Source organism: Terriglobia bacterium (genome assembly GCA_020073185.1).
GTDB lineage: Bacteria > Acidobacteriota > Terriglobia > Terriglobales > Acidobacteriaceae > JAIQGF01.
Genome location: JAIQFT010000031.1, coordinates 1 through 13,944 on the forward strand (window position 1 = coordinate 1; position 13,944 = coordinate 13,944).

Annotated in this window: 10 protein-coding genes; 6 read left to right on the top strand and 4 right to left on the bottom strand. The window is 59.5% G+C overall.

The window, feature by feature from the left end; genetic code table 11:
• Window positions 1–602: hypothetical protein (locus LAN64_12415; protein MBZ5568643.1), on the top strand; the 602-nt coding region annotated here is incomplete at its 5' end.
• 8 nt (window positions 603–610) lie between these two features.
• Here the strand turns inward: LAN64_12415 and LAN64_12420 are convergent.
• Together LAN64_12420 and LAN64_12425 are read right to left on the bottom strand one after the other, a co-directional pair.
• Window positions 611–2,296: a hypothetical protein gene (locus LAN64_12420; GenBank protein ID MBZ5568644.1), complete on the bottom strand. Its 1,686-nt coding sequence runs from the start codon at window positions 2,294–2,296 to the stop codon at window positions 611–613.
• Window positions 2,297–2,309: 13 nt separating this feature from the next.
• The gene (locus tag LAN64_12425; GenBank protein MBZ5568645.1) at window positions 2,310–3,956 is read right to left on the bottom strand and encodes a hypothetical protein; all 1,647 of its coding nucleotides are present in this window, start codon (window positions 3,954–3,956) and stop codon (window positions 2,310–2,312) included.
• 475 nt (window positions 3,957–4,431) lie between these two features.
• On the opposite strand from LAN64_12425, the gene LAN64_12430 reads away from it, so the two are divergent.
• The gene (locus LAN64_12430) at window positions 4,432–4,692 is read left to right on the top strand and encodes a hypothetical protein (GenBank protein MBZ5568646.1); all 261 of its coding nucleotides are present in this window, start codon (window positions 4,432–4,434) and stop codon (window positions 4,690–4,692) included.
• Between the two features lie 2 nt (window positions 4,693–4,694).
• Here LAN64_12430 and LAN64_12435 read toward each other — a convergent pair whose 3' ends face one another.
• Both LAN64_12435 and LAN64_12440 read right to left on the bottom strand, forming a co-directional pair.
• Window positions 4,695–5,594, bottom strand: a complete 900-nt coding sequence (locus tag LAN64_12435) for a ParB/RepB/Spo0J family partition protein (protein ID MBZ5568647.1) — start codon at window positions 5,592–5,594, stop codon at window positions 4,695–4,697.
• 261 nt (window positions 5,595–5,855) lie between these two features.
• Window positions 5,856–6,674: a ParA family protein gene (locus LAN64_12440; protein MBZ5568648.1), complete on the bottom strand. Its 819-nt coding sequence runs from the start codon at window positions 6,672–6,674 to the stop codon at window positions 5,856–5,858.
• A gap of 433 nt (window positions 6,675–7,107) precedes the next feature.
• On the opposite strand from LAN64_12440, the gene LAN64_12445 reads away from it, so the two are divergent.
• The 4 genes from LAN64_12445 (at window position 7,108) to LAN64_12460 (ending at window position 13,847) form a co-directional block, all read left to right on the top strand.
• Window positions 7,108–9,186, top strand: a complete 2,079-nt coding sequence (locus tag LAN64_12445; protein ID MBZ5568649.1) for a TonB-dependent receptor — start codon at window positions 7,108–7,110, stop codon at window positions 9,184–9,186.
• Window positions 9,187–9,232: 46 nt separating this feature from the next.
• Complete coding sequence (locus tag LAN64_12450) at window positions 9,233–9,823, top strand: YfiR family protein (GenBank protein ID MBZ5568650.1); 591 nt, start codon at window positions 9,233–9,235, stop codon at window positions 9,821–9,823.
• Between the two features lie 22 nt (window positions 9,824–9,845).
• Window positions 9,846–12,581: a response regulator gene (locus tag LAN64_12455; GenBank protein ID MBZ5568651.1), complete on the top strand. Its 2,736-nt coding sequence runs from the start codon at window positions 9,846–9,848 to the stop codon at window positions 12,579–12,581.
• Window positions 12,582–12,701: 120 nt separating this feature from the next.
• Complete coding sequence (locus LAN64_12460) at window positions 12,702–13,847, top strand: heparan-alpha-glucosaminide N-acetyltransferase domain-containing protein (protein ID MBZ5568652.1); 1,146 nt, start codon at window positions 12,702–12,704, stop codon at window positions 13,845–13,847.
• Window positions 13,848–13,944: the final 97 nt, after the last annotated feature.

Genomic DNA, 13,944 nt, shown 5'->3' on the forward strand with positions numbered 1-13,944 from the left:
CGCTGCCCAACAGCTTCTGGGAGTTGCAGCAATCGGCGTTTTTTCCTGACAACTTTGGTTTTCTGCGCTACGAAAGCAATAGCGCCGTCGCCACCAAGTCGTTCTTCATAGCGCCAACGGGCAACGTCGGTGTCGGCGTAGCTGCTCCCGCGAACAAGCTGAGCGTGGCCGGCGTAGTGGAGAGCACCACCGGCGGGTTCAGGTTCCCCGACGGATCGGTGCAGTCCACCGGGGCTGGCGCGGGAGGCGCGGCGCGCACGCGCGGCATCACCTTTCTGGCCGGCTGTGACACCTGCGGCGTGCTGGCGGACACGGACGATCAGAAAACCATTTACGTGAACGTAGTCGGCGCCATGACGTTTCAGTCGGTCACTTGTTACTCTGACACCGGCGCACCTGTCATCAACATTCAGCGCAACACCGGTTCTGCCGCCAATATCCTTGCGCCGGACCTGACTTGTTCGACCACCGGCGTCACTTCCACCAGTTTTGTCGCCGGCCAAAATGTTCTGAATGTCAACGATGTCCTGGATTTCTCGATGGTGACTGCCGGCGGAGCGGCCCACCGCGTGACCGTGGTCATCAGGACGCAACTGAACTGATCGCTGCCTCAGTCGCTAGTCACCTGGACCAGGCGTTTCTTAGTCGACGTGACCATTAGGTTCGCCCACCACGTGCCCCACGCATCGCCGTTCGGCGACTGCGGTGGGTGCTTGGGGAACGTCGGCGCGGCCGCATACTCCTGCAAAGTCCAGAAATCGGTGTCATTCAACGGATCCACGACCGTGGAGCTGTAATCGCCCCAGCGGTTCAGATTGTTCGGGTCGATGATGTAATAAAACGAGTCGCCGTTGTGGTAATTCACCGGGTCCCGCATCGAGCCGGCGGCGTCACCGGCAGCGTGGAACGAATAGCAGGCGCTGGGGTAGATGGTGGCGGCGAAGCAGGTGAACCCCAGCAAGACGTCGTTCTGCTTGTTCACCGCCAGGCTCGGATACGCGTAGAAGAAGGCCGCGGTGGTGTCCTCCACCCGGCCGAATTGCTGCACCGTTCCGTTTGGTAGGAACTGCCACCACTGCGCCGCGGTATGGGTCGGCGCGCTCGGGTTGACCACAGGCAGAAACACGTTTTGAGCAGCCCATATCGATCCGTTTCTATACACCACGCTCAGCATCCGGGTATCACCGTTGTCGACTTTCAATGTCGTTCCCTGCTGCGGAGCATCCACGGAGTGGAAGTCCCACGGAAAAGGAACGGACACCAACGGCGTTGTGGCGAAGACAATCGATTCGGACCCGGGAGTGCCCGTCAAAGCCGATACCGCTATGTACCCACGGCCTCCAGAATTTCCATTCCAGTTATTCACGTAGTACAGCGTGGTTAGGCTGTCGTCGTACGTCACCGCCGGCACCAGCGTGCCGCCCGTCGCCGTGGCGGTTTTGGCGTAAATTGTTGGCGCGTTGCTGTACAGGTCTGCCTTGGAAAAGTAGAACACCGTCGCCCCGCTGCTGGTGTTGCTGCCTATCGGAATCTGATTAAAGGTAACCGAAACCCAAGTACTGTTGAAACCGAGAGACGGAAAGTCGGCCCAAACCGAGTTCGTGTGATTGCTGTCGGCGGCGTAGAAGAACCGGTACCACATTCCGGTCGGGTCGCTGGTGGCGCTGACCGCCACATACACCTTGGAGTCTGGGGTATCGGAGCAGCAAGCCGCCGAGGTCAGCCAGCGATTGCCGTACGGATCGTAAAAAACTCTCGGATCGAACACATCGGCGCCTGAGGGCACACCCCAAAATGTTTCCGGCAGTACCCGGCTGATGTTGGTGCCGTCGCGTCGCTGGATCAGCACGCCTTCGTTGAGCGCTACGACAATATGGTTGGGGCCGACTGCGCCATCGGTATCGGGCGGGATGGTGGTTCCGTCGTCCGACATTCCCTGGAAGTTCATCGTCGGGCTTGGCGACACCACCAGGGGTCGCGGCGCGCTAGCCCCCGGCGAAGTGCCCAGAGTTGGCGCTTGCGCCAAGGGTCGCACCGCACTCGGCGGCACCTGTTGCGGTGGAGCTTCCTCAATCTGGCGGGTCGCGCGCCACGGCCGCGGTAGCACCGGTCGGCGCGCCTCTTGCGCCGCCAGCTCGCTAAAATTCATTACCGACCTGCTCACCAGCCGAGGCACGCTGACCGTTGCTTTCTCCTGTCCGCGCAGGTCGCCGTTCAGGAGCAACACCGCCCCGCAAGACATCGCCAAGACCAACGTTTGCGCGCCGGATTTCACACCTGAAACGCTCAGAAACACGCAGTGAGCCTCCTCAGTCGCTGGTCACCTGGAACAAGCGCTTCTTGGCTGTCGGCACCGCGAGGTTCGCCCACCACGTGCCCCAACCGCCGGTGCATGTTGCGCACAAATTGATCGACGAGGCGTATTCCTGCAGTGTCCAGAAGTCCAGATCATTCACTGGGTCCACTCGGGTCGCACTGTAGTCGCCCCAACGGTTGCGCGTGCCCAGGAGAACATAGTAGAAGGCTTCCCCGGTTTTGTACGTAAAGGGCGGCTGAACGGCATTGATGCCGGTATTAAAAGGCGCGAACGCATACGCTGCCTCGGCAAAAATGGACGCCGAAAAATGCGAGAAGCCCAGCAATACGTCGTTCTGCCGGTTCACCGCTATGGATGGATAAGCGTAGAAATTCACCGCCGTCGAGTCGTCGATGCGCCCGACCTGCTGCACCGTTCCCGTGGTTGAAAGCTGCCACCACTGAATCGCGGACCGCGTGACGCCGGTCGCCGGCAGGAATACCGTTTGTACCGCCCACAGCGATCCGTTGCGATAGACCACGTCGTGCATGCGGTCGTCGTCGCTGTCGATTAAATGATTGGCATCGCTATTGAGCTGCGGCGCAAAGTTGTCGGTGGGGGGAGCCATGGCCCACGGATTAGGCGTGGAGGCAAACGGCCCCTTCGTGTAGCTCTCGCTTCCCACCGCACCGGTAATGGTGTTGATGCGCAGATATCCGCTGCCGCTGGAGTTCCCATTCCAGCGTTGGACCAGGTACATGGTGGTGAGATTGTTATCCAAGGTGACAGCGGGAGACAGCGTGAACCCGCCGTTCGTGTCATCGAACACAGCCGCGTGCAAGGTGCTGGCCCCGGTCATCAACCCGTTGATGTCAAAGGCGAAGATCGTGCCCTTGCTGTAAGTGTTGGTTGAGATGGTATACATGTTCAGCGTCACCACTACCCAAGTCTTATTGAAGCCCACCGAAGGGAAGTCGCCCCAAAGCGTCGGCGTGGTGGAGTTCCCGAACGCGGTCTGATCGGCGGGGAAGCTGTACGTCGTCCAAGTCCCGGTGGGATCGTTTGTTTGCGACATCGCGATGTACAAAACTGAATTCGTCTTGTACAACGCCGCGATAGATACGAAAATCCAGCGATCGAGGAACGGGTCGTAAAGCACGCGAGGATCGATAGCGTAGTTCCCGTTGTCCGGAGACCTGCCCCAGAAAGCGCTCAATCCTATGCCTGGTTTGGCGGTGCTTCCTGTCCGCGTTTGAATCAGCACACCATTATTGAGCGTGACCATGAGGTGATTGGGCCCCACGGCTGCCTGGGTATCGGCGGGTATCCACCAATAACCGTCGAAGCTCATACCCCGCAGGCCGGCAAAGCTGACGCTCGGCGCGGGAGAAGGCGCCTGTGCGGCGGAGGCTTGCAGCGCGAGCCGCGGCGCGAACTTGGCTTTCGCCGCGGCAGCCGCGGCGACTTCCGGCGGGACTGGGAATGGAGCCGGAGGCTCGCCTTCCTCAATCGATATCGGTGCAGCGGGCTCGCTATGCGGTAATGCGGCCTGCCGGCGCGCGACCTCGGCGTAATGCACCACCGCGCGAGACTGCCCCACTGCGTTCTTGCCAGCCACAACCTGGCCCGAGGCGTGGCCGGTGAAGATCAGAATGGACACAAGGACTAACCGGCGGTTCGCCCCAGCGGAGGACACCCTGTCTCTTCTGTCACCAGCGCTCAGGAACATTCGGCGGAGACTCCCTTGGCGTTCTTGCGGTCTGATTTCTGCGGATAACCAATACGGTATCCGAGTCGCACCACAAGTCAAGCCATTTGACTCGAATCGCTCATGCTCCTGGAGGGGTCTCGGGGCAGCGCAGCCGACAACCGTCGCCTTGCTGCCCCGCCTGCTTCGTGTCGGTGGCATCGTGGGCATCGCTGACCGCAGCCCTCGCACCCGGACTGTGGGCGTCGCTTTTGAATCGCTTCTCCCGTTTTGACGCTATTCCCGTTCCAGAACGCTGGGACGGTCGTACGCTTCCTTTGCCATTTCCGGCCAGCCCGTTCCTCGTGTTTCCGCTCCTGTTCAAGCGCGTGTCGCTCGGCCGTTCAAGCACGAGATCGTCGACCTGGGCGGGGAGAGCGACCTGCTGATGAAGCTGCGGCCGGTGGCTCTTTATTACAAGGCTGAACTCGACGAGACGCAGACGCGGCAGTACGGGGTGGTGGCCGAGGAAGTGACGCAGGTGGCCCCGCACCACCCTCGTCACGAATCACGCTCGTCAACGTGTGGAACAAAACTACATTCTGCCGTGCCGCCTCCTGCGGGAACGCACCTCAGAACCCCAAAGTGGACCAGAAACAGCAAAGGCGCGGCCCCCGCCGCGCCAACTGAAGCTGAAACTCGAAACTGACACTACTTACCCAACGCCTCCACGATCCGGTCAAAGTCCTCCAGCGACTTGTACTCGATCACTACCTTTCCCTTCCCGTTCTTATCCTGGATCTTCACGCGGCACCCCAGCCTGCTCTCCAACTCCATCCGCGCCGCGCGCACGTTCGGGTCTTCCGGCTGTTTCTGACGCTCCTTCCAGTCCCCTTCACTCACCGGGCCCAGGTACGCCAGATGGTTTACCAGCATCTCGGTCTGGCGCACCGACATGTTCTCGCGAATCACCTTCTGCGCCGCCGCCGTCATCACTGTCGGATCGTCGATCGACATCAACTCTTTCGCGTGCCCAAAGCTCAGCTCGCGTCGCGCCAGGGCCGTCCGTATCTCCGGCGGCAACTTCAGCAGCCGCAACAGGTTGGCGATCGTCCCGCGATCCTTGCCGGTCCGTTTCGACATTTCCTCCTGCGTCAGGGCAAACTCGCGGCTCAGCCGTTCGAATGCGTACGCCATCTCCAGGCAGTCGAGGTCCTCGCGCTGCAGGTTCTCGATCAGCGCCAACTCCATGGCCTGCTCGTTGGACACCTGGCGCACGATCGCCGGCACCGTCGTCCGCCCCGCCAGCTTCGAGGCCAGCCACCTCCGCTCCCCCGCAATGAGCTGGTACTTGACCGGCAATGGGGCGCCGAAGCCCGCGCCCGCGATTGCTTCGTGTCGCACATATCCTGCCCTGAGCTCGTCGAAGGGCGCCCACGCCTGTGTGCCTTCACCCGTATTAGGAATTGCCGAAGCGCGCTCGCCCTCGAGCGCGGTCCCCGCCACTGGGCCGTCGGCCGTCGACCGTCGACCGTCGACAGGAGAATTATATCGTAATACGATAGGTTGCAGCACGCCCTGCGCCCGGATGGACTGCGCCAGTTCCTGCAGCGCCGTCTCGTCCTGCCGTCTTCGCGGCTGGTACGGGCTTCCCTCGATCTCCTCCAGCCTGATCTCCTGCACATGCTCGCCGCCGCCGTCGGTCTGCGTGCCGGCTGCCATCCCCGGCGGCGGCAAAGCTGATGCCGGGGCCAGTGTCGGCGCCGTCGGCCTCGCCGCCGGGATCAGCGACTCCAATCCCCTGCCCAGCGCTCTCTTTTTCTCTTGGATCATTTTTGACTCTCTAGCGTCAGTCCCTTGCTTCCTTAGCGGTTAAGCCTTTGCCGGATCCGCCTCCACCCGCTCGGCACTGACGACTGGCTCGCAACTAGCTCCGCGCGCCATGACCTCCTTGGCCAGACGGATGTATGCCTCTGCGCCGCGCGAGCGCACGTCGTACAACAGCGCCGGCTTGCCGTGGCTAGGCGCCTCCGCCAGACGGACGTTCCGCGGCACGGTGGTTGCGCACAGCTTCTCACCAAAAAACTTCCTCAGCTCCGCCGCCACCTGCTGCGCCAGATTGGTGCGCTCGTCGTACATGGTGAGCACTACGCCTTCAACCTCCAGCGCCGGGTTCAGGCTCTCACGGATACGCGCGATGGTGTCCAGCAACTCGCTCACGCCCTCCAGAGCGAAGTACTCCGCCTGCATGGGAATCAGGACGGTGTCGGCGGCTACCAGGGCGTTGAGCGTCAGCAGGTCCAGCGCCGGCGGGCAGTCCAGCACCACGAAGCGATACCGGCCGCGGACGCCGTCGAGCGCTTCGCGCAGCCGGTACTCCCGGCGGTCCATCTCCACCAGCTCCAGGTTGGCGCCGGTCAGGTTCCTATTGGATGGTACCAGCCAGAGCTGCTCCAGTTCGGTGGGCTGGATGGCGGCGTCGAGCGCGGCGGCGCCGGTCAGCAAGTGATACGTATTGGTGCGATCTGGATCGCGAGCAAAGCCTAGGCCGCTGGTGGTGTTGGACTGCGGGTCGCAGTCCACGATGAGCGTCTCCACCTCGGCTGCGGCGAAGGATGCGGCCAAGTTGATGGCGGTGGTTGTCTTACCCACGCCACCTTTCTGGTTGGCAACGGCGATGATACGTCCCATGGGTATGGCGGAGAGCTCGCGAGATAAAGGGTACCCCTTGGCTTGAGCGTAAAGCAATTGCGAAATGGCGATCCACAACTGTTCCACGTGGAACAATTGTGGAAAACCATTTGAAACGTGTTCAAAAGAAGGACCGCTGCGTGGCGCGGTGGCGGAGAAAAGATTTCCACAACTGTTCCACGCGGAACAATTGTGGAAATCTCATATTGAGACGCCGCGAGGCACCCAGGCGTGTCAAAACGGGCCTAGCTCCAATACGAGACAACGATTCTCTGCAGAGGGCACATTTCCGCACCGACGCGAATTCAGATGGGGTAGATGAAACAGCAGGGATTGGCGATGTCGGCGTCCCTGTTGCTCATCCGAACTTTGGCGACGGTTGCTGGTGGAGGATCCACCGGGCGTCGAGTTGTTCCGTCTTGGAGAAAGAAGAATGAGGCTTCGACCGGGATTGGCCCATGGCGCACGCCGTACCGCGCCCGCATCGCTCAAGTCCAAACTCCGCAAGGTTTTAAGGCGACGCCATGTTGGCTTGGCGGTCGCTGTTCTGATGACGATTCCTGCCTGGCCGCAAGACACGATAAGGGACCTGGGGAATAAGAGCATCGAAGACCTGATGAACATTGAGGTGACTTCCGTCTCGAAGAAAGAGCAAAAGCTGTGGCGAATCGCATCCTCACTTTTCGTCATTACTCAGGATGATATTCGGCGTTCCGGGGCCACCAACATCCCAGATGTGCTGCGCATTGTTCCCGGACTTGACGTGGCGCAAATCAACGGAAGCACCTGGGCGATCAGCTCACGCGGTCTCAACTCTCAATTTGCCAACAAGCTACTGGTCTTGATCGACGGGCGCACGGTTTATTCGCCGCTGTTTGCCGGAGTGTACTGGGACGTCCAGGATGTGCCGTTGGAAGATATCGACCGCATCGAGGTCATCCGCGGGCCCGGGGCGACGGTCTGGGGCGCGAATGCAGTCAATGGCGTCATCAACGTCATTACAAAAACTGCCGAAAGGACCCAAGGAGGCCTGGTGACTTACGGCGGTGGAACGCACGAGCCTGTTTTTGGAGGTGCCCAATACGGGGGGAAAGTAGGTCGGGCAACAAGCTATCGACTTTACGTGAAGGGATTTGATTACAACTCACTACTTTCTCTCTCGGGCCAGGACGGGCATGACGGATTCGACCTGTTGCACGGAGGATTCCGGGTTGATTCGACTCTCTCCGAGAAAGATTCCTTAACCGTGCAGGGAGACCTGTATGAAGGTAGCGAAGGAGCATCCATCAAAACCGTTGGGCTCACGCCCCCTTTTGGTGAGACGCTAGCCTCGTCGACCAGCTTGGCCGGCGGAAACGTACTAGGGCGTTGGAACCACACCCTTTCTCCGAAGTCACATACAAGCGTGCAGCTCCATTTTGACCGTGCCAAGCGCGATCGCTTCATTGAGGAAGAGGGCGTCGATACCTTTGACATCGATTTTCAGCACCATGTCGGCTGGGGAAATCGCCAGGATTTTGTTTGGGGCGTGGGCTATCGCTACTTTTCGTATGACACGACCGGGAGTGTGACTGCCTCCTTCAACCCGGCTTCGCAAGGCCGCCAACTTTTCAAATCCTTCGTGCAAGATGAGATCACGCTGAAACCAGACAGTTTGTACTTCACGATCGGCGCCAAGCTCGAGCACAATGACTTTAGCGGGTTTGAATTCCAGCCGAGTGCGCGGCTTGCTTGGAATGTCACCAGGAAAGCTATGTTGTGGGCTGGATATTGCAGAGCTCGACGCACGCCCTCGCCTGCCGACAGAGCGGTACGTTTTAGTCTCGCGGCGTTTCCCGGACCGGGCGGCCTTCCCGTCCTAACGACCGTCCTGGGTAGTCCTGATACGGTGACCGAGAACCTGGACGCTTTTGAAGCGGGCCATCGGGCTCAACTGCGCACCACCATGTCGTTGGACTTCTCCATCTTCTATCACCGGTATGGGAATCTCACCACCTTCGAAGCAGGGGCTCCGTTCGTGGAATTGAATCCTCAACCACCGCATCTGAACGTGCCTCTGGTCTTCGCGAACCAGATGCGCGGTGAAGCGCATGGGATCGAGATGGCGATGAATTGGAAGCTTACGGATAGCTGGACACTGAGCCCCGGGTATGCGTTCGAACGGATTCACCTGCACACCAATCCTGCGAGTCACGACACGAGCTCGGCCGCAGCCGGAGAGGGGAGCAGCCCGCACAACCAGGCCCAACTACGCTCACATCTGGCTCTGCCTCGGGGGGTCGAATGGGATGCTTCCGTCTATTTCGTCGGCCGCCTTCCGGCACAACAGGTTCCCTCCTACACCCGCCTCGATACCGGGATCACCTGGCGGGCATCCGAGAACCTGGCTGTTAGCTTCGTTGGCCAGAACCTCTTGAAAGATCGCCACCTGGAAGCTAACAGCGTTGATCAAACCGAGTTCTCCAGCCAGATCAAGCGCAGTTTCCATGCGAAGTTTACTTGGCAATTTTGACCACCATGGAAAGACGTTGACCCAGTCGATGCGATCGCGAAGCAGCTTGCTGCAGAAGGCAATTCGGTCCAGATCACTGCCGGCGGCCCTCTACGGCGTGAACCTCTACGCGCTGGGCTTGGTGGCCTTCCTGACCTTGCCTGGCGCACCTTTCATGCGGGCCCAAGCAAGTCCGACGGTCGAGTATCGACTCAAGGCCGCCTTTCTCTATAACTTTCCAAAATTCGTCGAGTGGCCCTCGGACGCTTTTAAGAGCGACAAAGCTCCCATCCTTATCTGCGTGTTCCGGGACGACCCCTTTGGCAACGCCCTCGACGAGATCCTACAGGGAAAGACAATCAACAGCCGCGAGGTGCTGGCGAGGCGGATCAATGAACTGCCGGACTTGAGGTCATGTCAGCTTGTTTTCGTAAGTGAGCGAGAGGACAAGTATCTATCCGAGATATTAAACAGCCTCAGGGGCACGAGTGCGCTGGTAGTCGGGGAAAGCGATGGTTTTGCGGAGCGCGGCGGCGCGATCCAATTCTTTTTGGAAGACAACAAGCTGCGCTTCGCAGTCAACGTGGATGCGGTTCGAAAGGCCCGCTTGAGTATCAGTTCCAAACTGCTCGCGCTGGCACGAATTGTCCCCAATTAACCTCATCTCAAGGAGACTTGACATGCGTTCGTACCGAGACTTTTCCATCCGTCACAAGCTGCAAGGCATGGTTCTAGTCTCCTGCGGCGTAGCCTTGTTCGTGGCATCGGCCGCATTCACCATCTATGATCGGACCACTTTCCTCCGTGTGAAGACAAGAGACCTGATTACTTCCGCGAAAATGATCGGATCGAACAGCACCGCCGCGCTTACCTTTCGCGATGCGAGGTCGGCACAAGAGACCCTAAGTGCCCTGCAGGCCAGACCGCACGTCATCCATGCCTGCATTTACGACGCAAATGGCAAAGTCTTCGCGAAGTATAGCCGGGCCGCGAGTGAACCCGGGTCCTGTCCTGCTACCGCCCAAGGCGAACCAAGCGCGGTGGCCGCACAGCGCATCGTCGTGTCCCAGAACATAGGCTTGAGTGGCGAATCCATCGGCTCGATCTACATCGAAGCAGACCTGACAGACATGGAGGAGCGATTACGGCGGTTCATGTTGATTGATGCCCTCGTATTACTGGGTTCGCTGGCGGTCGCTTTTATGCTGTCGCACCGGTTGCAACGGGTGATTTCGGAGCCGATTCAGGAGTTAGCAAAGACAGCATCGGCGGTCTCCGCAGAGAAAAACTATTCCATCCGCGCGATTAAGAGAAGCCAGGACGAAATCGGGGGTTTGTTTGACCAGTTCAACAGCATGCTCGACCGCATCCAGAGCCGGGATGTCGCCTTACAGAAAGCGCACGATGAACTTGAAATTCGAGTCGAAGAGCGGACTTCCTATCTCAATGCTCTCATCGAAACCAGCCCGCTCGCCATTATGGTGCTGGACCCCGCGGAAAAGGTCCAATTGTGCAATCCAGCATTTGAGCGCCTGTTCCATTGGACGCGACAGGAACTGATCGGGAAACCAGCGCATGAGCTGCTCGCCGACGGTGACTCGTTCTTGCAAGCCCGCACTATTCCTCAGGGGACACTTGGCGGAACCCTGGTCAATCTGGCCACCCGGCGCAGGAGAAAAGACGGGAGCCTGATAGACGTTGAAGTTCACGCCGTCCCCCTGGTCGTGAAAGGCCAGAGGGTCGGCTCGCTGAGCATCTATCAAGACATATCCGTTCGCAAACGGGCGGAAGAGGCAATGCAGCACGCGAAGGAGGCAGCGGAAGCCTCCAGCCGGGCGAAGAGCGAATTCCTCGCCAACATGAGTCACGAAATCCGGACGCCCATGAATGGAATCATGGGAATGACGGAGCTGGTTCTCGATACCGAACTGGACTCCGAACAACGCGAGTACCTAAACATGGCCAAGTCCTCTGCCGACTCCTTGCTTTCCCTCATCGATGACATCCTGGATTACTCCAAGATTGAAGCGGGCAAGCTGGAGATCGAGACGATTGACTTTAAACTTGGAGACACCATTGGCGACACCATGAAAACGCTAAGTCTCCGCGCACATCAGAAGCGCTTGGAACTTGCCTACGACGTCGCACCCGACGTTGCAGACTACCTGCGGGGGGATCCGGGGCGGTTACGGCAGATCATTGTAAATTTGGTCGGCAACGCGATTAAGTTCACCGAGAGGGGCGACGTGGTTCTTCGCGTCCAGGCAGATCGGCGGGCTAATGACGATGTCCAACTCCATTTCACGATTTCGGATACGGGCATCGGAATATCTCCCGAAAGGCAATCGGCAATCTTTCAGGCCTTTACGCAAGCCGACGGATCCATGAGTCGCACTTATGGCGGCACGGGACTAGGTCTCACCATTGCGTCCCGCCTCGTCGGACTGATGCACGGACGAATCTGGGTAGAAAGCGAACTGCACAAGGGCAGTGATTTCCATTTCACGGCGCGCTTCGGACTGCAGAAAGCGCCTGCGAAAACCATACTCCGGAAGGATCCGGGGATCTTGCGTGACATGCCGGTGCTGGTCGTGGATGACAACGCGGCAAGCCGGCATATCTTGCTAAAAATGCTCACCGATTGGAATACAAAGCCTCTGGCCGTGGAAAGCGGAACCAAGGCGATATCCGCCTTGCAAGAGACGCAAGGTTCAGGAAGAAATTTTCCGCTCATTCTTGTCGACGCGCAAATGCCAGAAATGGACGGATTCGCACTGACGGAGTCGATTAAGAAGAACCCGGAATGGAGAGCGTCCATCATCATGATGTTGAGTTCCGTCGGCCAGCCTGGAGACGCCAAACGCTGCCGTGAACTAGGCATCGCTGCCTATCTGACCAAGCCCTTTCAACAGGCAGACCTATTGGACGCTGTTTTGACCACGTTGGGGACGCGACCACAAAAAGATGCTTCGCCTGCGCTGGTTACGCGCCATTCTCTTCGCGAGAATAGCATTCCCTTGCGTGTCTTGTTGGCGGAGGATAACGCGATAAACCAGACACTCGCAGTCCGGCTACTGGAGAAGCGCGGGCATAGAGTGACAATGGTTGGAAACGGCAAGGAAGCGCTGGCGGCCCTGGAAAAGGACTCGTTTGACCTGGTGCTTATGGACGTCCAGATGCCCGAGATGGACGGCTTCGCGGCAACAGCGGCGATTCGGGAGAAAGAGAAATCGTCTGGAAATCACCTGCCCGTCGTTGCCATGACCGCTCACGCCATGGTGGGTGACAGAGAACGCTGTCTTGAGGCCGGCATGGATGACTACATCACGAAGCCGATTTGTTTGCATGACCTGACCGAACTGCTGGGACACTATTCACCCCTTGAATCGGCCAAGGCGCATTGTCAGGAATCCTGACCGGTGAGAGGTGGATCGCCTCGCGAAGCCGAGGCCGGCTCTCGCGCCCGCCACGCAGGGCACTCTGCAGGTGGAATGTCAATTGGCGAAGCTGATATCAGGGATAGAATAGCGGCACGGATGGCGACCACGGTTTCAGCCACGGCGAGCCCAACCCAAGCGGACACAGTTGCGCCCGGCGCCATGCCGAGGCGGCTGATTTCACTCGACATCTTTCGCGGGATGACGATCGCGGGCATGATCCTGGTGAACAACGCTGGGAACTGGGACGCGGTGTACTGGCCGTTGGAGCACGCCAAGTGGCACGGGTGGACTCCGACGGACCTGATCTTTCCCTTCTTCTTATTCATTGTCGGCGTTTCGATGGTGCTGTCGTTTGACACCCGGCAGTCGGGCGGGGCGTCGCGGGCGGAGCTGCTCAGTCATGCGGTCCGGCGCAGCGCCATTATTTATCTGATCGGCTTTGCCCTCGCCTTGGGGGGCGCGTCGTTGCACCTGCATACGGTAAGGTTCTACGGGGTGCTGCCGCGGATTGCGGCGGTGTATCTGGCGGCGTCGGTCATTGTTCTTTACTGTGGGCGGCGCGCGCGAGTGGCGATTGCGGCCGGGCTGCTGGTGGGGTACTGGCTGCTGATGACGCGAGTGCCGGGATTCGATCTGACGATGGATGGAAACTTGGCGGGCGCGCTTGACCGCAGGCTCCTATACAACCATTTGTGGATCGAGCACCGGTTCGATCCCGAGGGACTGCTGAGCACCCTGCCGGCGATCGTGACCACCTTGATGGGAGTGTTCACCGGGGAGTGGTTGCGTCGCCGGGAACATGGGATGTCGAAAGTGCAGGGCATGGTGATCGCGGGGGGGCTGTGCATGGGCGCCGGCGAGTTGTGGGGGCGATGGTTTCCAATCAACAAGAATCTGTGGACAAGCTCGTACGTGTTGTTCACCGGCGGGTTCGCGCTGGCGGCGCTGGCGCTGTGCTACTGGATGGTGGAGATCAGGGGATGGCGGCGCTGGGGCGCGCCGTTTGTATGGTACGGCAGCAACGCGATCACGGTGTACGCGGCGTCGAGCGCGCTGGCGGTGTGCAGCGTGAAGCTTCATGTCCGGCCGGGCTTGACCTGCAAGGCGTGGGTGTACCGCAACCTGTTTGCACCGCTGGCGCAGCCGCTGAACGCGTCGGCGCTCTACGCATCCGCGTATGTATTGGCGTTCCTGGTTCTGGCGTGGGTAATGTATCGTAACAAGATATTTGTGAAAATCTAGCTCCCGGCGGTGGGCCATCGGCGGCCGGGGCGGCAGGGTTGGACCACATATTACTTGAATGATTCGTAGCGTGAGTGGTTCGGGATGAGTGGTGAGA

What these genes read in the sequence shown, in the direction of transcription:
- LAN64_12460 (MBZ5568652.1), top strand. Translation starts at nt 12,702, where the DNA reads ATGGCGACCACGGTTTCAGCCACGGCGAGCCCAACCCAAGCGGACACA.
- LAN64_12455 (MBZ5568651.1), top strand. Translation starts at nt 9,846, where the DNA reads ATGCGTTCGTACCGAGACTTTTCCATCCGTCACAAGCTGCAAGGCATG.
- LAN64_12440 (MBZ5568648.1), bottom strand. Translation starts at nt 6,674, where the DNA reads ATGGGACGTATCATCGCCGTTGCCAACCAGAAAGGTGGCGTGGGTAAG.
- LAN64_12430 (MBZ5568646.1), top strand. Translation starts at nt 4,432, where the DNA reads ATGAAGCTGCGGCCGGTGGCTCTTTATTACAAGGCTGAACTCGACGAG.
- LAN64_12445 (MBZ5568649.1), top strand. Translation starts at nt 7,108, where the DNA reads ATGAGGCTTCGACCGGGATTGGCCCATGGCGCACGCCGTACCGCGCCC.